This window comes from Bartonella sp. CL162QHHD (assembly GCF_042195435.1).
Taxonomy (GTDB): Bacteria; Pseudomonadota; Alphaproteobacteria; order Rhizobiales; family Rhizobiaceae; genus Bartonella.
The window spans coordinates 1-25,184 of the sequence record NZ_JBHIOG010000046.1; the positions used below are offsets into that span (position 1 = coordinate 1).

15 protein-coding genes are annotated in these 25,184 nt (G+C 37.9%); 5 read left to right on the plus strand and 10 right to left on the minus strand.

Translation table 11 applies throughout. The features are described from left to right. From ACFILD_RS03985 to ACFILD_RS03995, 3 genes are all read right to left on the minus strand, one after another. Window positions 1-780 (minus strand): BA14K family protein (locus ACFILD_RS03985; protein WP_375664799.1); only part of this gene is annotated, 780 nt, incomplete at its 3' end. 627 nt (window positions 781-1,407) lie between these two features. Continuing rightward, a complete protein-coding gene (gene uvrB, locus ACFILD_RS03990) occupies window positions 1,408-3,717 on the minus strand; it encodes an excinuclease ABC subunit UvrB (RefSeq protein WP_273791222.1) in 2,310 nt (769 codons plus the stop codon). Between the two features lie 257 nt (window positions 3,718-3,974). After that, window positions 3,975-4,289 (minus strand): SH3 domain-containing protein, encoded by a 315-nt coding sequence (locus tag ACFILD_RS03995; RefSeq protein ID WP_375630822.1) that lies wholly within the window; start codon window positions 4,287-4,289, stop codon window positions 3,975-3,977. A gap of 339 nt (window positions 4,290-4,628) precedes the next feature. Between ACFILD_RS03995 and greA the strand changes: the two genes are divergently transcribed. After that, window positions 4,629-5,102, plus strand: a complete 474-nt coding sequence (greA, locus tag ACFILD_RS04000) for a transcription elongation factor GreA (protein WP_007347010.1) — start codon at window positions 4,629-4,631, stop codon at window positions 5,100-5,102. 17 nt (window positions 5,103-5,119) lie between these two features. Beyond that, window positions 5,120-6,178, plus strand: a complete 1,059-nt coding sequence (locus tag ACFILD_RS04005) for a glycosyltransferase family 4 protein (protein WP_375664801.1) — start codon at window positions 5,120-5,122, stop codon at window positions 6,176-6,178. Window positions 6,179-7,385: 1,207 nt separating this feature from the next. On the opposite strand, the gene ACFILD_RS04010 is transcribed toward ACFILD_RS04005, so the two are convergent. Further along, complete coding sequence (locus tag ACFILD_RS04010; RefSeq protein ID WP_375637398.1) at window positions 7,386-8,780, minus strand: TrkH family potassium uptake protein; 1,395 nt, start codon at window positions 8,778-8,780, stop codon at window positions 7,386-7,388. A gap of 310 nt (window positions 8,781-9,090) precedes the next feature. On the opposite strand from ACFILD_RS04010, the gene trxB reads away from it, so the two are divergent. Together trxB and ACFILD_RS04020 are read left to right on the plus strand one after the other, a co-directional pair. Next, window positions 9,091-10,047, plus strand: coding sequence for a thioredoxin-disulfide reductase (gene trxB / locus ACFILD_RS04015; RefSeq protein WP_273791218.1), 957 nt, complete (start codon window positions 9,091-9,093; stop codon window positions 10,045-10,047). Between the two features lie 42 nt (window positions 10,048-10,089). Beyond that, entirely contained in the window at window positions 10,090-10,995 is a 906-nt protein-coding gene (locus tag ACFILD_RS04020) for a LysR family transcriptional regulator (protein WP_273791217.1), read from the plus strand. 1,156 nt (window positions 10,996-12,151) lie between these two features. On the opposite strand, the gene ACFILD_RS04025 is transcribed toward ACFILD_RS04020, so the two are convergent. The 3 genes from ACFILD_RS04025 to carB all read right to left on the minus strand — a co-directional run bounded on the left by ACFILD_RS04025 (window position 12,152) and on the right by carB (window position 17,613). Then, window positions 12,152-13,354 carry a pyridoxal phosphate-dependent aminotransferase gene (locus ACFILD_RS04025; protein ID WP_273791216.1) on the minus strand — a complete coding sequence of 401 codons (1,203 nt, stop codon included), beginning with the start codon at window positions 13,352-13,354 and terminating at the stop codon, window positions 12,152-12,154. 318 nt (window positions 13,355-13,672) lie between these two features. Continuing rightward, window positions 13,673-13,882 (minus strand): cold-shock protein, encoded by a 210-nt coding sequence (locus ACFILD_RS04030; protein ID WP_012754908.1) that lies wholly within the window; start codon window positions 13,880-13,882, stop codon window positions 13,673-13,675. 245 nt (window positions 13,883-14,127) lie between these two features. Beyond that, on the minus strand, window positions 14,128-17,613 hold the full coding sequence (carB, locus tag ACFILD_RS04035; protein WP_273791215.1) for a carbamoyl-phosphate synthase large subunit: 3,486 nt from the start codon (window positions 17,611-17,613) through the stop codon (window positions 14,128-14,130). A gap of 817 nt (window positions 17,614-18,430) precedes the next feature. Between carB and ACFILD_RS04040 the strand changes: the two genes are divergently transcribed. After that, window positions 18,431-18,955: a methylated-DNA--[protein]-cysteine S-methyltransferase gene (locus tag ACFILD_RS04040; RefSeq protein ID WP_273791214.1), complete on the plus strand. Its 525-nt coding sequence runs from the start codon at window positions 18,431-18,433 to the stop codon at window positions 18,953-18,955. Here the strand turns inward: ACFILD_RS04040 and ACFILD_RS04045 are convergent. The 3 genes from ACFILD_RS04045 to ACFILD_RS04055 form a co-directional block, all read right to left on the minus strand. After that, window positions 18,952-21,273, minus strand: a complete 2,322-nt coding sequence (locus ACFILD_RS04045; protein ID WP_375664803.1) for an ATP-binding protein — start codon at window positions 21,271-21,273, stop codon at window positions 18,952-18,954. The two genes, ACFILD_RS04040 and ACFILD_RS04045, sit on opposite strands and share 4 nt — an antisense overlap. 285 nt (window positions 21,274-21,558) lie before the next feature. Continuing rightward, window positions 21,559-24,186 carry an aminopeptidase N gene (gene pepN / locus ACFILD_RS04050; RefSeq protein ID WP_375664804.1) on the minus strand — a complete coding sequence of 876 codons (2,628 nt, stop codon included), beginning with the start codon at window positions 24,184-24,186 and terminating at the stop codon, window positions 21,559-21,561. A 73-nt stretch (window positions 24,187-24,259) separates the two neighbouring features. After that, window positions 24,260-25,099, minus strand: a complete 840-nt coding sequence (locus ACFILD_RS04055; RefSeq protein ID WP_375664806.1) for a uracil-DNA glycosylase family protein — start codon at window positions 25,097-25,099, stop codon at window positions 24,260-24,262. Between the last annotated feature and the right edge of the window lie 85 nt (window positions 25,100-25,184).

Below are 25,184 nucleotides of genomic sequence, written 5' to 3' on the forward strand. Positions count from 1 at the left end.
TGGGGCATAACAAACGTGTTCCAAACCATTACGGTCTCGGAAAGTTCCTGTTTTAGGGTTGAAAGAACGGTATTTTTTCTTACAATAGTTAAGCCAATCAGATTCCCATGATTGTTGTACTGGCTCATATTTCACCATTTGCGGAGCTTCATAAATTATCTGTTCTTGTGGAACCTGTTGATATACAATTTGATTTTGTGGTACTATTTGATAAACAACTTGTGGCTGTTCTGGTTTTTTTAAAACTGTACCAAGAATCGTACCTGTTGCAAGACCAAGAATACCCATTACTACAGCATCTCCTGAGTTTTCTATATGAACATTACGGTGTTTTGTTTTTTTGCGCTCGACGTAATGATACGTTTTGTTTTCAATATAATGATAATGGTGGTGGTGGTGATGATGATGATGGTGTTGTTGTTCCGTCTTACTATGTTTGGCTACAAACCTTTCATGTTCGGCTTTAAATCTTCTTTTGCCGTCTTCAAAACTCTTGTGGAAATCATCAACAAACTTTTGGAAATCATCAGAAAAAAAGCCACGTTTTCTATCAGAACAATGGGAGCGAGAAAAACCGCAAGGCGGGATATCAGCTTTCTTCCTTATTTCCCTTATCGCATCATCTGTTTCTTTACGCATCTTCCTCATCATATCATCTATTTCTCTCGAGATAGAGTCACTACGATTCCATGCCATATTCGCAAGCGTTGCATTTAGCGGCATCAAAACGGTCACAGTTGACATTGCTGATAATACCGCTAACCTGATCACTTTTTTCATAATGATGCTCCTTGTGTAAATTCGTATTTTTCACATCCTACACGTTTCAAACTGAATAGAGCCTGAACAATTTTGGACTTTATTGTGACAAAAAAATAAAAATTCATTTAGTTAAATCTACCACGGAGACAGTACAATAAAATCATAACAGAATTTTGATTTCAATTAATGTACTCTGCTTGAGGTTAATTAATAAATTTGTATTGAGAGTACCCGATTTTTTACTATGGGATATAAAATCTTTATTTATTGGTACTTTTTTATTGTTTGGTACAATATGAATTGAACAATAGGTGTATGAATACAAAGTTATCATTTTTTATCATAGTCTTATGGTTCTATGAGAAAGTCTTATTTTACTTTATTTGTGTTATAGAACAGTGACCTATTTGAATATTTTTTTGTAAGGATCGATAATATTGAGTTAAATATCAGAGTATAACTGTATAAAATAATATATTTTGGAATTTTTTGTAAAATGTTCTTTCTTATGTTGTTTTAGACAAATTGGAGCACCCTTGATGTTGGAGGTTGTCTATTTTTCGGATAATGCTGTTTGCTTTTGAACCTTAGTCTTTTTTAGAAGAGCTGAAGATTATTTTATGCGGTTTGAAATTTCTTACTCCTTCATTGATTGCGTTTTTTTCGTTTTATTGTTGCTTGATTAGGGGTGTTTTTACGAGATTTTCCTTTTTGATTTTCCAAAATACCAGTGTCCATGGTTGGTCCCATGTGTGCAAGGTCTGGTTTGGAGAAAAGACTTTGTTGTAACACGGGCTCATGGGTGGATTGTTCGCTATGATGTGTTAAGGGATTTTCTGCGAGTTCTAGTTCTATCTTTTGTAATTGTTTGATTTCATCGCGAAGTCGCGCTGCTTCTTCAAAATTAAGATCAGCAGCTGCTTCATGCATTAATTTTTCAAGGTGTTTAATATGAGATGCTAAATTGTTGCCAACTATATTTTTTTTCTCGATAACATCAGGGATATTTGTACGAACATGGTTGTTTTCATCGCCTAAATTGAGAATATCTCCGATATTTTTTTTGATACTTTTCGGTGTGATATGGTGTTCTTCATTATAGGCTATTTGTTTTTGTCGACGTCTTTGTGTCTCCTGTAAGGCTCGTTCTATGGAACCAGTGATCGTATCTGCATAGAGGATAACACGGCCATCTACGTTACGTGCAGCACGTCCGATTGTTTGTATGAGGGAAGTTTCAGAGCGCAAAAAGCCCTCTTTATCGGCATCTAGAATGGCAACAAAACCACATTCTGGAATATCTAAGCCTTCTCGGAGCAAGTTGATACCGATGAGGACATCAAAGGTGCCAAGCCGAAGATCGCGTAGAATTTCAATGCGTTCTAATGTATCAATGTCAGAATGCATGTAGCGTACACGAATGTCTTGTTCGTGGAGATATTCAGTTAAGTCCTCAGCCATACGCTTTGTGAGAACTGTCACCAATGTACGGTAGCCTTTTTGAATTGTTTTACGAATTTCATTCACAACATCATCGACTTGATTTTTGGCTGGACGAACCTCTGTTGGTGGGTCAACAAGCCCTGTTGGGCGAATAACTTGTTCCGCAAAAGTGCCGTGAGATTGTTCTATTTCCCAGCGTCCAGGTGTTGCGGAGACAGCAATCGTTTGTGGGCGCATAGCATCCCATTCTTCAAAGCGCAAAGGACGGTTATCCATACAAGAAGGGAGGCGAAAACCATATTCTGCTAGTGTTGCTTTTCTACGAAAGTCACCTCGGTACATGCCCCCAATTTGGGGAATGGTTACGTGGCTTTCATCGATAAAAACAAGAGCATTATTTGGAATGTATTCGAACAAGGTTGGTGGTGGTTCTCCGGGTTTTCGTCCTGTTAAATAACGTGAATAATTTTCTATTCCGGCGCATGAGCCGGTGGTTTCTAACATTTCTAAATCAAAAATTGTACGTTGTTCTAAACGTTGTGCTTCTAAAAGACGTCCAGCTGCGTTCAACTCATCGAGGCGTTGAACGAGTTCCATTTTGATGGCTTTCATTGCTTGATTGAGTGTTGGTCGCGGTATTACATAGTGTGAATTGGCATAAATTTTAATCGATTGAAGATCGCCTGTTTTTTGTCCGGTGAGAGGATCGAATTCCGTAATTGTTTCCACTTCATCGCCAAAGAGCGAAATACGCCAAGCACGATCTTCGAGGTGGGCAGGGAAAATTTCGATTGTATCCCCTCGTACACGAAAGGAACCACGAATGAAATTGATATCTTGTCGATAATACTGTTGAGAGACTAAATCAGCCAAGAGTGTTCGTTGATTGAGTTTGTCCCCTTTTGCTATTTGGAAGGTCATGGCCGTATAGGTTTCTACGGAACCAATTCCGTAGATGCAGGAGACAGAGGCGACGATAATAACGTCATCACGCTCTAAGACGGCGCGTGTTGCAGCATGACGCATCCGGTCGATTTGTTCATTAATTGAGGATTCTTTTTCAATATAGGTATCAGAGCGTGCAACGTAGGCTTCTGGCTGATAATAGTCATAATAGGAAACAAAATATTCGACGGCATTATGGGGAAAAAAACTTTTAAATTCACCGTAAAGCTGCGCTGCTAGAGTTTTATTTGGTGCTAAGATTAAAGCTGGACGCTGTGTTTTTTCAATGATATTGGCCATTGTATAGGTTTTTCCTGAGCCGGTAACACCCAAAAGCACTTGTGTACGTTCATCTTTTTGAATTCCCTCAACCAGAGTTTTTATGGCTTGAGGTTGATCTCCCGCGGGTTTAAAAGATGTTTCGAGTTGAAATGGAATACCACCTTCAGACTTTTCAGGACGAACAGGGCGGTGAGGTGTCCATAACGCGCCATTCTTAAAAAGAGGATTACCTGAAGCAATGAGAGCAGAAAGAGCTTCTACTGTTGCAGTAACACCATTTTTCATTGTTGTATCCTTTGATAGAAAAGTGTTGGTGATTTTAAAGAAAATACTAATTTTACAAATTTATTACGACAACAGCAAAACGTTATTGAACAGATTTATTTTGGTTTATTAGAGCTTTCATTAGGATATTGATCAAGTTTTTCATGAGAAGAGTTCTTTGAAGTATTTCTTTGGAGGGGGTATATTTGTGGTTGTTCGTGGACACTATTGCATTTTTGCCATGATGATATTCAAGAGGGCATAAGTTATTATGGCTGTTATGGAGAATAATCGGTATGTTTGGGCACTAAAGACATTGTATATGTGTGATAAAGATCGTTTCCATCTTTAAATGAAAGATAACGAGATGACACCCAACCTATTTGAGTGTTATATCGGATATGGCACCAATTTCCTTCACAGTTTTTAACAAAAACCAATTCTCCAGCAGAGATTAAGCCGCAAAGCGCATACTGAGTGCTGGGACCTGTTCTAAAATTAAGATTTCTCGTAACAAAAGCATCTGCTGCCTCTGATATTGTTGTGGCTAAAAAGAAAGAGCCAAACATAAAAAAAATGACGATTTTTTTCATTTTTCTGTAAAGAATTTCTTTAGAGATTTTCTATCCTTCTCTCTTCATATCCCATATGATTTCTTTTACTAGATTATGATAAAACAGAAAAAAATACAATTCTTTCTTCTTTAGGACACTTTTAAAGAGAATAGTGAAGTTTAACGTTTTAAACACCAAAATGAGATGTTTTAATCACTATTTGTGCATGTTTTGTTTCCTTTATTTATTTTTGTATGGAAAACAGCGATACTGTACTATATAATAAAAAAGATCGTAGTTTTCGGATTCCAAAAGTAATTTTGGAAGCCGTTTTTTGTATTTTTATTAAACCTTCCGTGTAATAGAAAGGGACGGATTATGGAAAAAGTTCCGATGACTACAGCTGGTTTTGAGAGTCTTAAAGAAGAGTTGCGTTGGCGTCAACAACAGGAGCGTCCGCGAATTATTGAAGCAATTTCTGAAGCGCGTGCGCATGGTGATTTATCCGAAAATGCTGAGTATCACGCAGCTAAAGAAGCGCAAAGTCATAATGAGGGGCGTATAAATGAGCTTGAAGATTATATCGCGCGAGCAGAAGTTATAGATGTCTCGCGTCTTTCAGGTGACAAAATAAAATTTGGCGCAACCATTAAACTCTTGGATGAGGACACTGAAGAAAAAAAAGTGTATCAGATCGTAGGAGATCAAGAAGCTGATGTAAAGGTTGGTAAAATCTCTATTTCTTCGCCTATCGCACGTGCACTTATTGGCAAGCAAGAAGGTGATGTGATTGAGGTGAATGCACCAGGTGGTGCGCATAATTATGAGATCATTAAGGTTCAGTACATCTAAATAACATATGGATTATTATGCGTGTATCTTTGGACGAAACTGAGGTTATTGCGCCTCACTTTAAAAGGCGTTTGTCGGGAGTAACATCTACGATTATTCAGCTTATTCCAATGCAACGCGAACAGGGTATACGTATATCCACTTTGGGGTTTGGTTTACCACAAACTTTACCGGCTCTTGCCTTTAGGGACCTTTTCGGACTTTGGAAAAGTCCGAAAGGGAAGCCATTTCGTATTTGGCATGCACGACGCAATATTGAGATGCTTTGTGGGATCTTTTTACGCGATGTTTTGCGAATGAAGCTTAAACTCATCTTTACTTCGGCTTCACAACGTCATCATAAGCCTTTTACCAAATGGTTGATTCGCTGTATGGATAGGGTTATAGCTACCAGTACACGTACGGGCGCTTATCTAGAAGTGCCTCATAAGGTTATTATGCATGGGGTGGATGTGAGGCGTTTTACTCCACCACAGACTTTTGATGATTGCTTTTCTTCGACAGGATTTCCAGGAAAATATGCGGTAGGATGTTTTGGGCGTCTGCGCTACTCAAAGGGAACAGATTTATTTGTTGATGCCATGATAGCATTATTGCCTGATTACCCCGAATGGACAGCACTTATCGCTGGTCGTACGACAGAGCAATATTATCATTTTGAAAAAGAGTTACGCCAAAAGATTGCTGAAGCTGGTTTAAGCGACCGCATTATTTTTCTTGGTGAGATTCTGGACATCCCTTTGTGGTATCGTCGTTTAACACTTTATGTTGCACCTTCTCGTACAGAAGGTTTCGGTTTAACGCCATTAGAAGCAATGGCATCACAGGTTGCGGTTGTAACGAGTGATGCAGGAGCTTATAAAGAATTGGTTGTAGAAGCGACAGGAACAGTTGTAAAAGCAGGAGATGGTTCGGCTTTAACCGCAGCAATTGAACCTTATTTTTCTGATGTGGAAAAAACATTGGCAGCCGGAAAGAAAGCTTTAACCCATGTTCGTACTCACTTTCCTTTGGAAAAAGAGGCAAGCAAGATTGAAAGTGTTTACAAAGAACTGTTTGCGGAAAAAACACTTTGATATGATATCAAAAATCTTCTTGAGGGATGATAAAAAGTGTTTTCCTTAAAGGTTTTTCATAGTCATCAAGAAAACAGCTCAATGATATAAATGTTATTTTACAAAATTTATATTGTCTTTAGTAGAACACTATAAAAAGTTCCCAAAATTTTGGATAAAAGATTAAAAATGTATATGCTTGAGAGCGATATGTAGTTTATGATAAAGCATACTAGGAGAGAGGAAAGCTACTTTTATTCATTGATATTTTAGAATAAGAAAATAATGCTTTAACTCAAGTCTGGGGATTTATGCACTATCTTATACGGTTTCGTACTGATATTGTTCGTTTTGTAAGACTTAAATAGATAGCAAAAAAAACGTTTTCTTGTCTTAAAAAGATAATGATGCTATCTCCATGGATAAAATAGTCGTACATATTTTCAATAAATTCATGATAAGATGGATTTAAGATCAATATATATATATGATTTTTATAGATAATTTACCTTTTCAATTTGAATAAGAGCTTTGAGTACCGTAAGATTTTCTTATGTCAAATCTGTTGATATTAAATCAATGAGAGCTATCCTCTAGCACATCACAATCGGAAGAAGGCATGTGGTGGATAAAAACTATTGAAGACAAGGTGTAAAGAGATTTCTTATAAATTGTCTGAAATGCAAGCTGTTACGACATTAACAGAAATAATATGGTGGTACTAATTTATATCTTATTTTGTAGTACCGACTTGCACCTTATTGTTATTTAAGTAAAAATGATGGTGACCATTTTATATCTTTCATGAAGGCTGTCGTGGAATGGGGGTGATGAGTACTGTGAGATGTTTTTTTATAAGCTTGTGAGTTCGTAATATAATAGCATTTTTTTCTATAAGGAGGTAACTCTATTAAAGAGAAAAAACACTTTTATCAGTAAATATTCATATTTTTTGCATGAGAGATTATTCGTAAAAAAGAATGTTCTATGCGTCCACTTTATTTGATAAAGAAGATCAATAAAGTGAAGCTTTATATGTTATGGTTTTGAAAATATTGGTATTTGATTGTTTTTGTTGAATTATTTTTATATCATTGATATGATGATTTGTATAGAATTTTAGAAAATCTTCAGTGGATTGAGTAAGGGGTGAATATTATGATGCATACTGTTCACACCTTTTTATCTTGTAAATTTTTTATCATGGTAGAATAAAATACTCTCTGCATTAGAATTGTTCACGCCAGAAAGCGGGAATAAAAAGGACGAATATTGTTATGATTTCAAGGCGTCCAGCTAACATTAGAAAACTTAAAATCCATAAAGCATGGTCGTTGATTGTAGAGAAATTACCAGTGGGGCCAATAATATCTCCAAAGCCTGGACCAACATTTGAAAGTGCGGTTAAGACCCCCGTAAAGGCAGAGGTAAAGTCAAGACCGGTTGTAAGCAAAAGTGCAGTGCCGATAACAAGGCAAAACATATAAAGACAGACAAAAAACAAAACGGCTTGAGCAACATCATTTGATATATTTGAGTGATCGTAGCGCGCTTTTACAACGACATTAGGAGAAAGAAGTTTTTCTATATTTGTTTGTGTAATACGCCAAAGAATAATGAGGCGATTGATTTTCATGCCACCAGAAGTAGAACCAGCACATCCGCCTGTAAAAGAAACAATGAAGAAAATTCCAAGCGCAAACGGTCCCCAAAGTTGATAATCTTCAGCGCTATAACCTGTGGTGCTAATAATGGATGAAAGGTGAAAAATGACATCAAGGAAAATCAAGTGGAACGCGCGATGATCATAAAACCGTAGCCATGCCGCTAAAGCAAAGCTGAAAAGGAGAACGATATGGAGAAAAACAATCACTTGTGGGTCAAGGAAGCGTTTGGAGTGTCCAGGAAGGACTAATTTAACATAAAGTACGAAGGGTAAAGCAGAAAGCAACATGAAGATTGTTGAAATAATTAAGATGGCTGGTTTATCAGAAAAATAGCCAAAAGAAGCATCATGCGTTGAAAAACCAGCTGTTGCTACTGTACTCATTGCATGGTTAATGGCATCAAATAAATTCATGCCTGCAGCAAAATAAGAAAGCATACAAGCCAATGTTAACCCAACATAAGCGATGATAATTCCGTTAGCAATTTGGTTGATGCGAGGCAATATTTTTTCAGATTTATCAGATGATTCCATATGAAAAAGTCGCACGCCACCCACACGCAGTGAAGGCAAAAGCAAGAGGGCTAAACCGATAAAACCAATGCCCCCAATCCAGCATATAAGGGAACGCCATAACAAAATACTTCGCGATAAATTATCAAGATCAGAAAGGACTGTGGAGCCTGTTGTTGTAATTCCAGAAACAGATTCAAAAATGGCTCCTGCTAGAGAGATGGGAAGAGGAGAAAGATAAAGAGGTAAGGCACCTACGATGCTTCCTGTAAGCCAAAGACAAACAGTGAGCATAAAGCCAAGCCGTGCTGAAAAGCGACAAGTAGCTCCCTTAGTTGCTAAAAGAATCAGCGTTGCTAACATGGTGGTTATGGCACAAGAATAGAGAAAGCTTATCCAATTACGATTGTTGTCGTGCAAATCCACAAAAATTGGCAAAAGCATTGCTCCTCCCATGATTAAGGCAAAACGTGCACAGACATTGATAATAAATTGAAAAATGATCGTTCCCTATCTTTGTATCTCTTTTTATTATGGTTTTGTGCTCATAAGAAGTTACATTTTTCTCTTTATAGGATAAGGATTAATTCTTAACATTAGCGTGCCTTGATGAATTAGTAATCAGACCTTTTCATAAAACTTGAAAAGAAGTATACATAACATAATTAGGGCTCTTGAAAAATATTTTTTTAAAAAGCTGCATTCCGTTATCATTTATAGAATAATTAATTTATAATAAAGTGAAGGGGATTTAATGGTGCAATCGCATATTCGTCTGCTGATTATTGGCTCAGGTCCGGCTGGTTATACAGCGGCGATCTATGCAGCAAGAGCAATGCTTAAGCCGGTTTTGGTGACGGGCTTGCAGCAGGGTGGACAATTAACAATTACAACTGATGTTGAGAATTATCCAGGTTTTGCAGATCCCATTCAAGGACCATGGTTGATGGAACAAATGGCAAAACAAGCTGAGAATATGGGGACAAAAATTGTCTATGATACAATTATAAAGGCTGATTTGTTGAAGTATCCTTTTGTCTTATATGGGGATTCAGGAACACAATATTCTTGTGATGCACTGATTATTGCAACAGGAGCTCAAGCACGCTGGCTTGGTTTAGAAAGTGAACAGACCTTTATGGGCGGAGGTGTTTCCGCTTGTGCTACATGTGATGGCTTTTTTTATCGTGATAAGGACGTTATTGTCGTGGGAGGAGGAAATACGGCTGTTGAAGAAGCACTTTATTTATCGCATTTGGCTAAGAGTGTAAGCGTGGTTCACAGGCGGGGGCAGTTTCGGGCAGAAAAAATTTTGCAAGATAGGTTGCTGGCTTGTAATAATGTGCGTGTTTTTTGGGATCATGTGGTCGAAGAAATTGTGGGGCTGCCAGCTCAAGATTCAATGGGCGCTGTTGTAACAGGTGCACGTCTGAAAAATGTTAAGACAGGTCATGAGATGAAAGTGAATGCAGAGGGCATATTTATTGCCATTGGGCATAATCCTGCTGTTTCTCTGTTTGAAGGACAGCTGAAACAAAAACGAGGCGGCTATTTATGGACAGCACCGGACTCAACAGCAACAAGCATTGCTGGTGTTTTTGCTGCTGGGGATGTGACAGATGAAACATTCCGCCAAGCTGTAACAGCTGCGGGAAGAGGATGTATGGCAGCGTTGGAAGCAGAACGGTTTTTGGATATATCCAAGCGTTAGTAACTCATTGAGAAAATAGAGAATATAGAGGTAGAATTAATTGTGGCGCCACCGTTGGATTGGGATAAGTTAAGGGTTTTTCACGCTGCAGCAGAAGCGGGATCTTTTACGCATGCTGCTCAAAAACTTCATTTATCTCAATCAGCCGTTTCACGACAGGTTTCGGCTTTAGAACAAGAGGTTGGGGTATCCTTATTTCAACGTCATGCGCGTGGTTTGATTCTTACAGAACAGGGAGAAACTCTTTATCGTACAGCTCATGATGTTTTGATGAAGCTTGAAAGTGTGCGTTTGCAATTAAGTGAAAGCTATGCAAAACCAACGGGGCACTTGCGTGTGACCTCGACCTTTGGAATGGGTGCAGGGTGGATTGCAGAGCGTATGCCAGAATTTCTTAGTCTTTATCCTGATATGCAGGTTCAGCTTTTGCTTTCCGATGAAGAGCTTGATTTGACAATGTGTCATGCGGATTGTGCTGTTCGCTTACATCAACCCAAACAACCTGATCTTATACAAAGAAAACTCTTTACAATTCATATGCATGTTTATGCTTCGGAAAAGTATATTGCAAATTATGGAAAGCCGGAAAAATTATCTGATCTCGATGAGCATCGTATTATTTCGTTCGGTGAACCTGTTCCACCTTATTTGTCTGGTTTAAATTGGTTGGAAAAGGCTGGTAGAAGTGATGGATCATTGCGCGTTTCAGTTCTACAAATCAACAATATCATCTCAATAAAGAATGCGCTTATGCGTGATCTTGGGATTGCTGTGCTTCCTGATTATATCGTCAATAATGATGAGCATTTGGTGCGTCTTTTTCCTGATATGGTTGATATTCCTTCTTTTGATACTTTTTTTTGTTATCCTTATAATTTAAAGAATTTGGCAAGGTTAAATGCTTTTCGAGATTATATTTTTTTAAAAGCTCGTCAGTGGTCTTTTTAATATTAATGTCTTAATTTATAAGGAACAATTAGCTGTTTTGAAACTTGAGACTCCCGTAATATTCTTTCGTTTCAAATTTGCTCATATTGAATCAATTAAAATTATTCGTTGCACATTAAAAGTGGAGGGAGTCTGCGCGGGTAAATATTTTTGAAAAAAGGGATAAATGTTTTTTTACAAATGCTAGCAAACGTGAGAGCTATTATATAATGGACAATCGTGTGATGGTGTAGCTTACATTTTTATATTTAATTAAAGAGAGTGCTACATAATGGAGACAAATTTAAAGCTATGTGTTTATTGCATAGCAGATACGCTTAAGTCTTTATTGTGCTTTTTCTTATAAAATGACATAGAATGCTATCTCTTGATTATGTTGCCTCCCAGTGCGTTTTCTTGAGTGTTCCCTTACGAAGATCTATCAGATTGATTTTATCTCTGAAGATTTTCCAAATTTGCCGGACAATATGTCCGGCTTTTTTTTATTATTTTTGAAAGAGTCCTTAGAAATTGCAATATATGGGAAGATGATAAGGCAAAAATTTCGAAACTTGTGGATATCCAACAATTTTTTAAGAATACTAAAATTCAATGAGGAGTTTAAGAGAGATTTATCCTGTTATACCATAAAAGTCTGTCTTTTAGGGGTGTGATATAAAATATTTAAAACCTTATACATGAAGTGCTTTTTATTAGAGTGTGAGGTGAATATTTAAGGCAGGTCTTGTTCATAAAGCCTATGAAGTAAATCAAGTAGTTATTAGATAGAACTTAAAGGAAACTGGATTGCTTACACAACGATGGGAGGTGGCTTCTTCTTCATTTTAGGACGAAGAAGAAGCCGAGAAATAGAAGAGATTCTATTGTAAGGGCCTTTGATTATAAGGGCAATTGTGTTTAAAAGCGCTCGGTCTTTTTTAGAGTTATAAATTGAATGGAGAAAGCAGAATAGGTTTTTCATCTCTTATGATAATAGACCGATTCATTTATTTGATAGCTAGATTTTTTTGATCTTTATCTACAGCCTCTATTTTTGTGTTTATTCATAGATATTTTTGCTGAATCGATAGATTTAGACCATGACACAGTTTCCGATATTTTCTCGGATATACTGACATTCGGTAAAAACAATCACAAGAGATGATATTTAAAAATTTTAAATTAGACTGTTGCAAAAGCGCTGTATACGTATACAAGCTTCTTCAAGTAATTCTTCTGATGTTGCATAAGAAATACGAAAAGCTGATCCAAGTCCAAAAGCAGATCCTTGGACGACAGCAACAGCTTCTGTTTCTAGAAGCGCTATGGCGAAGTCCTCGTCATTGGTAATACATTGGCCGTTAGGTGTTTTCTTTCCAATAATTCCGGAGCAAGAAGGATAAACATAAAAAGCACCCTCAGGCGTTGGACAGTGAATGCCAGGAGCTTGATTTAGCATGGAGACAACGAGATCACGGCGTGTTTGAAAAATACTTTTATTTTTAGCAATAAAGTCTTGTGGCCCGTTGAGTGCTTCAACCGCAGCCCATTGTGAAATGACACTTGTTCCAGATGTTTGCTGTCCTTGAATGGTATCCATGGCTTTAATTAATTCTTTTGGTCCGCCTGCATAGCCGATTCTCCATCCCGTCATCGCATAGGCTTTAGAAACACCATTCATTGTGAGTGTACGCTCATAAAGCGCTGGTTCTACTTGAGCTGGAGTAACAAAGGTAAAACCCTCATATGTGAGATGTTCATATATATCATCGGAAAGGATATAAACATGAGGATATTTTACTAAAACATCTGTGAGTTTTTTCAATTCATTATGTGTATAAGCAGCACCTGATGGATTTGAAGGAGAGTTAAAGATGAACCATTTGGTTTTGGGGGTAATGGCAGCTTCTAGCTCTTGGGGTTGGAGTTTATAAGAAAATTCGGCTTTCGTTTCTAAAAAGACAGGCTTACCATCGTTGAGTGCGACCATTTCTGGATAACTAACCCAATAAGGGGATGGAATGATGACCTCATCTCCTTTATTCAAAGTTGCCATGAATGCATTAAAGAGAATTTGTTTTCCACCGGTACCAACAATAATTTGTTCTGGTTGGTAAAGAAGGTTATTTTCTCTTTTAAACTTTGCAGAAATTGCTTGGCGCAATTCTGGAATTCCAGATATGGGAGGGTATTTTGTTTCTCCTCTTCGAATAGCTTCAATAGCCGCGTTTTTGATGTTGTCTGGGGTATCAAAGTCTGGCTCTCCAGCACTTAAAGCAATAACATTGCGCCCTAATGCTTTTAAATGGCGGGCCTTTTGAGAAGCAGCTATTGTTGCAGAAGGTTTGATAAGAGACAGTTTGTCGGCAATAAAAGCCATAATTTTAAATCCTTATATTATATCAACAAATGGTTATTGCTTTAAGGATATTCTATAAGAGATTATATTGGATGCAATAAAAAACTTCTAAAATACTCTTACACGGGCTTTATATTCTTCTTTTTTGAGATTTCACAAGATAATCTCTTTGTAGATTTTATGAAAGTTTTGAGGAAGTATAAGGGGGGTGATAAATTGTGCAAAGGAGATAAGCAGTCTTTTATGTTAACAAGGTAAAATGATGCTTTATACAAAATAAAAAAAATCTTCGTCATTACAGACGAAGATTTTTAAATAAAATATTGCAGAATTTAAACTTTAAAGGGCTGCAAGGTTACCAGCGGCAAATTTTCCTGAACGACGATCTTGAAGAACATCATAAGAAATTTTTTGCCCTTCATTAAGACTGTTTAGACCAGAACGCTCGACAGCAGAAATGTGTACAAATACATCTGCACTACCATCACTAGGTTGAATGAATCCGAAACCTTTTGTTGTATTAAACCACTTAACTGTTCCTGTAGACATAGGAAACTCCTTAGAATATATAATTATATTGAGTATTGAAGCTTTCATTTCTTCAATACGGTTGTAGATCGAAATTAGGTGGGAGAAGTTTCGTCGAAAGTGCAGATTGCACAGGAAAGAAAGTCACGTAACCGAAAATTCGATGAAACCTCTATAAAAGTTTTTGGAACAAAAAGCAAGTCTTAATCAATTTTTATATAAAGAAAAAATAAGAAAACAGTGTACATTTTGTTAAGTAGAAAAATTCAACTGAAATAACTTTGTAGTGAACGTACTTCAAGGCGCCTTTTTTTGAGTGCTTTGATCGCTTCTACAACGGCTTCGGCTCCAGCTATTGTTGTATAATAGGGAACATTTTGCATGAGGGCTGCATAACGTAATGATTTTGAATCTGAGATGGCACTGGCCGTGCTAGTTGTATTAAAAATCAATTGAATTTTGCGATTACGAATAGCGTCTTCAATATGGGGGTGTCCCTCTAGAACTTTGTTAATTTTTTTTGCTTCAACGTGGTGTTCGGTGAGAAATTTTTGTGTTCCACTTGTGGCGACAACAGAAAAGCCAAGCTCAGTTAAACGTTTTACAGGATTTAAGATGCGTTTTTTATCTTCATCTCTTACAGAAACGAACAAAGTTCCCTCTTTAGGGAGTTTTACACCAGCTCCAAGTTGGGCTTTAGCAAAAGCAAGCGAAAATTCATAGTCAAGTCCCATAACTTCACCGGTTGAGCGCATTTCTGGACCAAGAAGTGTATCAACACCTGAAAAACGAGCAAAAGGAAATACGGCTTCCTTGACGGCAATATGTTGTTTTTTTTGCAAAGAAGGTAATCCACCATAAGCCTGAAGAGCATCATGAAGCGTTTCTCCTGCCATAATACGTGCAGCCATTTTAGCAATAGGGCGACCAATCGTTTTTGCAACAAATGGGACAGTACGTGAAGCACGGGGATTGACTTCTAAGACATAAATAGTGTCATCTTTTATAGCATATTGTACATTCATTAAGCCGCGAACATGAAGTGCTTGTGCTAATGCTTTGGTTTGGCGCTCTAATTCAGTAACTATTTTATTTGAGAGCGTATGGACTGGTAGAGAACATGCTGAATCACCAGAGTGGATACCAGCTTCTTCAATATGTTCCATAATACCAACGATTAGTGTTTCGTTACCATCACATAGACAATCAACATCTACTTCAATTGCTTCTGTTAAATAGGTATCAAAGAGAAGCGGATTTTTACCAAGCAATATATTGATTTGTCCTGTTGTGTCGTTAGGATAACGGACTTTGATATCTTCTGAAATTAATTCAGGGACACTCTCAAGTAAATAATTTTGTAAGCTACGTTCATCACGAATAATTTGCATAGCACGTCCTCCTAAAACATAAGAGGGACGTACAACCAAAGGGAAGCCTAGTTCGTGGGCAATGAGGCGTGCTTGTTCAATGGAGTGGGCAATACCATTTTGAGGTTGTGTTAAATTAAGTTTAAATAACAGTTTTTGAAAGCGGTCTCTATCTTCTGCTAAGTCGATAGCGTCAGGTGAAGTACCTAGGATGGGGATATTGTGTTTTTCTAGAGCGCTTGCCAATTTCAAGGGTGTTTGTCCGCCAAATTGGACGATGACTCCAACCAAATCTCCTTTTTCCTGTTCTGCTTCTAAAATAGCGATAACGTCTTCTGTTGTTAAAGATTCAAAGTAAAGGCGATCAGAGGTATCATAGTCGGTTGAAACTGTTTCAGGATTACAGTTAATCATAATCGCTTCAAATCCTGCATCACGCAGTGCAAAAGCAGCGTGGCAGCAACAGTAATCAAATTCAATACCTTGCCCAATGCGGTTTGGTCCACCGCCTAAAATAGCAATTTTTTTGCGTTCAGAAACGTGTGCTTCCGAGTGCTCTACACCTGCAAAGGGAACTTCATATGTTGAATACATATAGGCTGTAGGAGAAGAAAATTCAGCGGCACAAGTATCAATCCGTTTGAAGACGTGTTTAACATTCAGTGATTTACGTAAAGCAGCGATATAATCCGGTTCTTTCCCTGTAAGGGAGGCTAATCGCGCATCTGAAAAGCCCATAGCTTTTAACATACGTAAATTATCTGCGTCTTGGGGTAATCCATGAATGCGGATACGCTGCTCCATTTCAATGATGGAGGCTATTTGTTCTAAAAACCACGGATCAATTTTGCTAATTTGGTGAATCTCATTTAAGGGTAAGCCTGTGCGCATGGCTTGAGCAATATAGCGTAGACGATCAGGGCTTGGTATGGCAATGGCTGAGCGTATAGAACTTTTTTCATCACCTTCAGCATGCTCTGGAATCACAATTTCATCAAGACCCGTAAGCCCTGTTTCAAGTCCACGGAGTGCTTTTTGTAACGATTCTTGAAAAGTGCGTCCAATTGCCATGACTTCTCCTACAGATTTCATCGCAGTTGTGAGGACAGGTGATGAACCGGGAAATTTTTCGAACGCAAAACGAGGAATTTTTGTCACAATATAGTCAATAGAAGGTTCAAATGATGCTGGTGTTGCACCACCCGTGATATCATTTTTTAATTCATCAAGTGTATAACCAACAGCCAGTTTAGCCGCTACTTTGGCAATGGGAAACCCCGTTGCTTTTGAGGCAAGCGCTGAAGAGCGAGAAACACGCGGATTCATTTCAATAACAATGAGGCGCCCATTTTCAGGATTGACAGCAAACTGTACATTGGATCCCCCCGTTTCAACACCAATTTCGCGCAAAACAGCAATCGAAGCATTACGCATACATTGATATTCTTTATCGGTTAAGGTGAGAGCAGGTGCTACAGTGATCGAATCACCGGTATGAATCCCCATTGGATCAATGTTTTCAATAGAACAAACGATGATACAGTTGTCGTTCTTATCACGAACAACTTCCATCTCATATTCTTTCCACCCTAAAACACTTTCTTCAATTAATACTTCTGTTGTTGGTGAAGCTTCAAGCCCACGTTCAATAATTTCATAGAATTCAGAGCGGTTATAAGCGATTCCACCACCAGTTCCACCAAGGGTGAATGAAGGACGAATAATAGCTGGAAGCCCAACAACATCAAGAGCTTGAACTGCTTTTGCTGTTGCATGAGCGATATAATGTTGTTTGCGATCAGCTTCGGTATGTCGCCAGTTGCGCTCAAGTTCTTCGAGTGCTTTGTCAAGCGCAGCACCAGAAAGTTTTGCTTTAAGTTCAGCACACGTTTTTGCGTGTTGTTGGCGATTTTCTTCTTTCAGTTCTGTTGCATTGGCTAACATAGAGCGTGGCGTTTCCAAACCGATTTTTGCCATCGCTTGGCGGAATAAAGCACGATCTTCAGCTTTATCAATAGCATCAGCATTGGCTCCTATCATTTCAACATGATAGCGGTCTAAAATACCCATACGCTTTAATGATAAAGCAGTATTGAGGGCTGTTTGTCCTCCCATAGTGGGCAAAAGGGCATCGGGACGCTCGTGAGCAATAATTTTGGCAACTATTTCAGGAGTAATGGGCTCTATATAAGTTGCATCAGCTAGATCTGGATCTGTCATAATCGTGGCAGGATTAGAATTTACCAAAATAATTCGGTAACCTTCTTCTTTTAATGCTTTACAGGCTTGAGTGCCTGAATAATCAAATTCACATGCCTGACCAATGATAATAGGTCCTGCTCCGATGATAAGAATAGATTTTATATCTGTGCGTTTGGGCATGGCTTTTTCCTATGACAAATATCTGTGTGCGATTGTTGCGGGCAAAATATTTTAGTTCTGAGGCTACCGTCATTTTATAAGTTAAGTGACAAAGAAAGTAAGCATTAAAATACCTTTTCCATGCTTTTTTTCATAAAATTGAAGATAAATTTCTTTTTTGAGTTGAGTCATCTCGTCAGTTTATCAAAAGTATGACCTTTGATAAAAAATAATAACAGTGCTCCAACAAATTAGAATATTCAAGCATACTGTGGAGCATAAAAAGCCGGGACATCTTTCCAATCCATTGCCGGCATACTTTCTTTGTGTTTTATGACGTTTTTTGCTTAAGAGAGCACGCGCTTTTTCTGTTGCTTGTAAAACATAAGCTATTATTTATGGTTCGATGGGATTTCGTAAAATAAAATGGGAAGCTTATCGTGTTGTTCCGTAAAATACTGCCGTTTAGAGTTGTGATATAAGGTATGAAAATTTACTACATTAAGGTGTTTTTATTAGAGTGTATGATAGAATTCAGAGCAGGATTTGTCTGTAGAGAGCTTATGAAATAAACCATATCAAATGGGTTCAGTTGGAATCTGTTATATAAAAAGCAAGATTGTTGATAGATCAGCTCTGGTCGAAGTTTCCGTCTTAGGGTAGGAAGAAAGTCAATCTATGTATCTTTCCATTTCATAAAAAGGTGAGAGTGTATTTTAATACAATGGCTAAGGAGATAATTTCAGAATGATTTTGTTTGTTTTTAAAAGATAGTGAATACTCTCCCTTTACTTTATGGATGATGTTCAAAACTTTTTAAAATATAAAGAAGGCTAAAATGCTGAATATTTCCCAAACGAGAGTATTCTGTCTGAAAGATGTATCAATAGGAAAGCTTTTGGTGGCTAGGTCTCAAAAAGGGATTTGTCATATAGCGTTAGGAGACACTATAGAGCAATTATTACAGGAGTTTACGATACGCTTTGGTGATGCACAACAAGTTGTAGGTGACAATACATTTAAGAGAGAAGTTGCCCATATTATAGCCATGATAGAAACACCTAAGCTGGTAAAAAAATATAATTTTCCCTTAGATATAAATGGTACAGTTTTTCAACGACAAGTATGGGCAGTATTATGTGATATACCATGTGGTGAAACAATTTCATATGAGATCTTAGCATGCCGTATTGGTATGCCGAAAGCTTTTCGTGCCGTTGCTCATGCCTGTGCACGTAACGAATTGGCTATTATCATTCCGTGTCATCGTGTTGTGCGTAAAAATGGTTTTATTTCAGGGTATCGTTGGGGGGAAAAACGGAAACAGATTTTACTACAACGGGAACAAAATGGAAAAATTTAACTTTGTGTGATGGGCATTATAATCGTTACAGTTGTTCCTTTCATTTCTTTTGAAGTAATTTCAAGTTTTCCTTTGTGGAGTTCTAGCAAGGAGCGTGAAATGGCTAATCCAAGACCTGAGCCCGTATGAGATTTAGTGAGCTGATTTTCGACTTGTTCAAAAGGTTGCCCAAGTTTTTTAATTGCTGATTGGGGAATACCAACGCCTGTATCTGTAATTTTAAAAATAAGGTTATTTTTTTTCTTGAAAGCGCAGACATCAATATTTCCGCCAGAAGGCGTAAATTTAACGGCATTAGAGATGAGATTAAGGAAAATCTGTTTCATTGCACGACCATCAACTTCAGCATGAAGTTCTGGGGTAATGTTTGTTGTAACAACAATATTTTTTTCTTGAGCTTGAGGTGTTAGTGTTCGTACTGCTTCACTAATGATGGGCTCAAGATCGGTATTTTTACAATCAAGCGTAAATCTTCCTGCTTCGATTTTTGACATATCAAGGATGTCATTGATAAGGGTTAGAAGATGGGTTCCTGAATTGTAAATATCATGCATATATTCCTTATAGCGTTGTGAACCAAGAGGACCAAAAGTCGATTGCAACATGATATCTGAAAAACCAAGAATAGCATTCAGAGGCGTGCGCAATTCATGAGACATATTGGCTAAAAATTCTGATTTAGCCTTATTAGCACTTTCGGCGCGTTCTTTTTCTGCTTTCAAACTTTTATTAAGTTTTTCAACTTCTGTTGCGCGTTGTTGAGCACTCCCTCGCGCGCGCTTGAGTTCTTGAATGAAAGAAAAAAGACGCCTTTCACTGTCTTCAAATTTTTCCTGTTGTTGTTTAAGCTCAGAAATGTCAGTACCAATACAAACCAATCCTCCATCTTGGGTTCGTCGTTCGTTAATTTTGAGCCAACAACCATCTGCCGTTTGGCGAATACTGGTTAAGTTACCAGTACCATCATCTTTAAGGGGATATTCACTGAGTGCAGGGCGTGCCATGGCTTCGACCGTTGCACGTTGGATACCTGATTGGAGAATTTGTTTAGGAATAGCGGCATATTCGCAAAATTTGCTGTTGGACATGACTAAACGTCCTTCAGCATCCCACAAGACGAAAGATTCTGAAATGTTTTCAATCGCATCACGGATACGAAGGTCGGCTTGCGCTGTTTGTTCAGCCAATTGTTGCTGTTCACTAATATCGAAGGAAATACCAACCAAATGGGGTTCTTCTTCTTCAGTAACTTCGGCACGAATGCGCATCCATACATAATGACCATCAGCATGACGCATAGGAACGTTAATATCGATATGCTTCTTTTTACCGCTCATTAATTCCTGAGCAAGATCAAAAAAATTCGCATCATTTGGATTGATAATGGCGCTAATTTGGGAAATTGAGAGCAGTGCATCTTGAGGGACATAGCCGAGCATTTCGTACATTGCTCGTGACCAGTAGACACGTCCACTTGCCATATTCCAATCCCATAGTCCACAGCGTCCACGCATCATTGCCATATCAATACGGTTTTGAATTTTTTCTGAAACAAGATCTGTTTTGCGTGCTCGTACAATTTGGTTGTAATAAGCATAAAGAAGAGCGAGGATAACGCCACTAGTTCCAATAAACATGGTTATATTTAACGAGAGAGCTTTCCGCCATTCCATGTAAATATGTTGCATTTTTTCACTGATGAATACCCCATATTGTCCATTTTCTGTTTGCTGAAAGGAAGCGAGAGCAGGAATATCTTTTCCTATTGTAATTTTCATGATTCCAGCATGTTTTCCTAGAGCTTGTAAAGCAATGCTTTCAGAGGTAAAATCCTGTAAGGGTTTTCCTAAGACAATCTCGGAACTTGATGAAGCTAGGACATTGCCTTTTTGATCGACAATAGCAATAACAGCGCTGGTTTTTATAAGACCTTTGTTACGAAAATTAGTCAGGATATTTTGTAAATGATTATGAGAAAGAACAGCAGTTTTTCCTTGTCGAGTGGCTGCAGGTAAGTCACGGTCAATCGTATTGGTAATATGAGAAGCTAAGAGAGTGATGGTAGAATGCGTGTTTTTATCAATTGTGTTGCGCCAATCATAGATTGATAGGAAACGGATCGCTGCTAGCGTAACAAGAAATGCAAGAATTACAAATGGGAGTGAACGTCGCAGCCAAGGTTCAATAAAAAGAAGTTTTTGATAGGCAGGACCAGAAAACAGATTGGTACGCTCTGTCCGCTCCTTGCGACTTTGAGCGCTTGATTTTGAATCAGCATACACCTCCCTTGGCGCATTATATGCGTCCAATTTAGCCATCTCGCGTTCCTTTAATTCTGGAATAATGTGATTTAAAAACTGCTTCGATATTCATAGTAACCCCATCGAGTGCAATGAATCAAAACAGGAGTCTTCTGTCCAGTCTTTTTTTTAAAAAAATAATTTTACTTTTATAATTTGGGAATATGAAAAGAAAAAAGCACTTTAAACGTGACCTATAAACAGGCTTAGATTACCTGTTTATAGGTTTAATGATGATCGAATAGTTTATAGAATTTATTTTAAAAAATATTATAGCATATTGATTTAAAATAATTTTTTGTTTTAAGTGAGCAGACGATTAATGATATCAGCAACATCGCTTGATAATTTTGGCGCAACAGCAATCATTTTTAATTCAGTTTCAAGTTTTTGTTGTCGAATAGGTTCTAATTGTCGCCAAGAGCGCATCATTGTTAATAATCGTGAAGCAAGCTGTGGATTTTTTTTGTCAATTTCCAAAATGACTTGGCAAAGAAAATGATAAGACGCTCCATCCATCCTATTAAAGCCCGTGAGATTGTTAGAGGCAAAAACACCGATTAGGGAACGTACACGATTAGGATTATCTTGTGAAAAAAGCGGATGTTGCATGAGCTTTTGAACATTCTCGAGTGTTGATGTGCCAGCAACCATTGCTTGAATAGAAAACCATTTATCCATGACCAAAGGGTCATGCCGATAGCGGTTTTCAAAATCATTTAAGGCATTTTGTGCCTGCTCACTTTCATTAAAACGCTTCACGAGAACAGCGATACTAGCCATACGGTCAGTCATATTATCAGCTGTTGCATATTGTATAGCAGCTCGATTTGGATTGGCTTCAGCAATGGAAAGGTAATCCAGTATGATATTCTTTAATGCTCGTTTTCCAGCTTGTGCAGTGTTTGGTGAATAGGGCTCTTGGGTTTGCATTTGTCCATAGAATTTTGTTAAGAGCTCTTGATGAGTTTGTGCAAGTGAAGCTAAAAACTGATTGCGGACATAATGAATACGATCTGGGTCAATATTTTTACCGATTGTATGAGCAAGCTCAACTTCACTAGGTAAATTTAAACAGAAGGCACGAAATTCAGGCTCTAAGGTTTCATCTGTTATGATCGTTTCAATCAGCTTTAGCAAAGCAGAAGGGAGTGTTGCTTTTTCTTGTGTTTTATCTTGAATGCTTTGAATCAAAGCTTGCGTCATTAAATGATTAAGAGATTGCCAGCGATTGATGTGATTGTCATCATGTTGTGCAAGAAAAATAAGTTCTCTTTCATTGAATGGAGTGTGTAGAATGATTGGTGCTGAAAAGTCCCGCAGCAGTGATAAAACGGGTTTTTCACGCAGTCCCTTTAATGTAAACGTTTGGCTTTCCTTGGATAAAAGCATAACATCTGATTGAATATCTGTATCTGCTTCATAGGTGAGGTTTTCTCCGTTAGGTCCTAACAAGCCAAATACGATAGGGATAAGCATGGGCTTTTTTGTATTTTGTTGTGGGGTTGCGGGAATATGTTGCTTTGCATGAATTGTTAAAACACCATCGCTATAATGACTATCGATTTCTACATTGGGTGTTCCTGCCTGTTCATACCATAGCATGAATTGGGAGAAGTCTTGACCAGACACTTCAGCAAAACAGGTAATAAAATCTTCAATTGTACAAGCTTGTCCATCATGACGTTGAAAATAAAGATCAGTGCCTTTACGAAACAGAGTAGGACCTAAAATAGTTCGTATCATGCGAACAACTTCAGCACCTTTTTCATAAACAGTTGTGGTGTAAAAATTATTAATTTGGCTATATTGACGAGGACGTACAGGATGCGCAAGAGGTCCTGCGTCTTCTGCAAATTGCGTTGCTTTTAATGCTTTTACATTTTCAATTCTCTGTAGGCTGCGTACATTTTGATCTGATGAAAATTCCTGATCACGATAAACAGTGAATCCTTCTTTTAAACAGAGTTGAAACCAATCGCGACAGGTAACACGATTACCGCTCCAATTATGGAAATATTCATGTGCAATGACACGTTCAACATTTCTATAATCCTGATCGGTTGCTGTTTCAGGATCGACAAGAACATATTTATCATTAAAAACGTTAAGGCCTTTGTTTTCCATTGCTCCCATGTTAAAGTCGGACACAGCAACAATATTGAAAACATCAAGATCATATTCGCGTCCGAAACATTGTTCATCCCAACGCATGGAACGTTTAAGAGCATCCATTGCATAGGTTGCGCGTTCGGTTTTTCCTTTTTCTACATAGATACCAAGCTCGATACGTCGTCCAGATACAGTTGTAAAATGGTCTTCTAACTTATCAAGATCTCCACCTACTAAAGCAAAGAGATAAGATGGTTTGGGATAAGGATCTTCCCAAATGGCAAAATGGCGATTATTCTCTAAAGTTCCTGTTTCCACCAGATTACCATTGGAAAGCAAGATTGGGATTGTTTGGGAATCTGCTTCAATTTTCACTCTATAGGTAGAAAGAACATCTGGGCGGTCGTAAAAATAAGTAATACGACGAAAACCTTCCGATTCGCATTGTGAGCAATAAACACCATTTGAAAGGTAAAGCCCCATAAGTTGGCGGTTGCTTTCAGGATTCAGTTCTGTAACCAATTTCAATGTAAAAGGAGCCGTTGGTGGCGTTGTAATTTCTAAACGTGAAGGCGTCACTTTATAAGTGTTTGGGGCTAATATCTCATCATTAATAGAAACGGAAATTAAAGTAAGATCATCACCAGAAAGAACAAGAGGTGTTAATTCTTTTGTATCGTGACGGGATTCAATAGACAATATGGCTGTAACATAGGTTTTTGTCGGTGCCAATTGGAAAGAAAGTTGTGTTTTAGGGATAACGTAAGGGGTTGGTTGGTAGTCTTCCAAACGATAAATAGATGTTATTGGCTGTTTCATAGTTTTTTCCCATTTGTATTTTAAGAGTTAAAGAAGGGTGTGTTAATTTTAGAAGCAAGATAGGATTAAAGAATTACAAAAGGCTGTCGAGGCGATTTTTTACTTCTAAGAAGTCTATCCATGTAAGCTTCTTTTGACTAGGGGTTCTAAGAAGGTAGGCTGGGTGGAAAGTTGGCATAACAGGTATTTTTATATTATCCTCGCTTTCATAGATATGCCATTTCCCTCTTGTTCGGATAATCCCATTTTGAGATCCAGTAAGAAACTGTGCAGCAACACCTCCCAGTGCTATAAGAACACGAGGATGCGCTAAATAAATGTGCCGTTCAATAAAAGGGCGGCACAAGGCAACTTCTCTTGGTGTTGGTGTACGATTTCCTGGTGGACGCCAAGGAATAGTGTTGGCAATGTAAACATTATTTCTTGTTAAGCCAATTGATGCGAGGATTTTATTAAGCAACATCCCGGCTTTTCCCACAAAAGGAATTCCTTGTATATCCTCGTCTCGTCCTGGTGCTTCGCCTATAAGCATCAGGGGGCTTCCTGCTGTTCCATCTGAAAAACAGGTATTTTTTGCTGTCAATTTTAATGAACAGCCATTAAATGCAAGGAGAGCAGATTTTAATTCATCAAGTGTCTTGGCACTTTTTGCACTCTCTATAGCTGTGGATTCATTTTGTATAGTCCTAGAGTTATGCAGCTGATGATGATCTAATTTTACGGTTGGAGATGTTTTGGGAGATGCTTGTTGATTATGAGAAATGTTCACGACAGATATTAATTTTCTCTCTGAACAAGCAGACTGCTTAAAACGATCAATAGGGAAATCCGTCAGAACGGCATCCGCACCACTTTCTTTATAAAAGTTTAAGAGTTCTTCATAGGAAATTGAGCACGGCGTTTGATTTAACATTTTACTTTTTCTAATGATCTAGCGATTATAGATCAAACAAAATTATCCTTCAAGTTTTATTAAATGTATTCGCTAGCCATTAATG

Coding starts and splice junctions, on each gene's coding strand:
- uvrB (WP_273791222.1), bottom strand. CDS start 3,717: ATGAAAAATGGTGTTACTGCAACAGTAGAAGCTCTTTCTGCTCTCATT.
- ACFILD_RS03995 (WP_375630822.1), bottom strand. CDS start 4,289: ATGAAAAAAATCGTCATTTTTTTTATGTTTGGCTCTTTCTTTTTAGCC.
- greA (WP_007347010.1), top strand. CDS start 4,629: ATGGAAAAAGTTCCGATGACTACAGCTGGTTTTGAGAGTCTTAAAGAA.
- ACFILD_RS04005 (WP_375664801.1), top strand. CDS start 5,120: ATGCGTGTATCTTTGGACGAAACTGAGGTTATTGCGCCTCACTTTAAA.
- ACFILD_RS04010 (WP_375637398.1), bottom strand. CDS start 8,780: ATGCTTTTGCCAATTTTTGTGGATTTGCACGACAACAATCGTAATTGG.
- trxB (WP_273791218.1), top strand. CDS start 9,091: ATGGTGCAATCGCATATTCGTCTGCTGATTATTGGCTCAGGTCCGGCT.
- ACFILD_RS04025 (WP_273791216.1), bottom strand. CDS start 13,354: ATGGCTTTTATTGCCGACAAACTGTCTCTTATCAAACCTTCTGCAACA.
- ACFILD_RS04030 (WP_012754908.1), bottom strand. CDS start 13,882: ATGTCTACAGGAACAGTTAAGTGGTTTAATACAACAAAAGGTTTCGGA.
- carB (WP_273791215.1), bottom strand. CDS start 17,613: ATGCCCAAACGCACAGATATAAAATCTATTCTTATCATCGGAGCAGGA.
- ACFILD_RS04040 (WP_273791214.1), top strand. CDS start 18,431: ATGCTGAATATTTCCCAAACGAGAGTATTCTGTCTGAAAGATGTATCA.
- ACFILD_RS04045 (WP_375664803.1), bottom strand. CDS start 21,273: ATGGCTAAATTGGACGCATATAATGCGCCAAGGGAGGTGTATGCTGAT.
- pepN (WP_375664804.1), bottom strand. CDS start 24,186: ATGAAACAGCCAATAACATCTATTTATCGTTTGGAAGACTACCAACCA.
- ACFILD_RS04055 (WP_375664806.1), bottom strand. CDS start 25,099: ATGTTAAATCAAACGCCGTGCTCAATTTCCTATGAAGAACTCTTAAAC.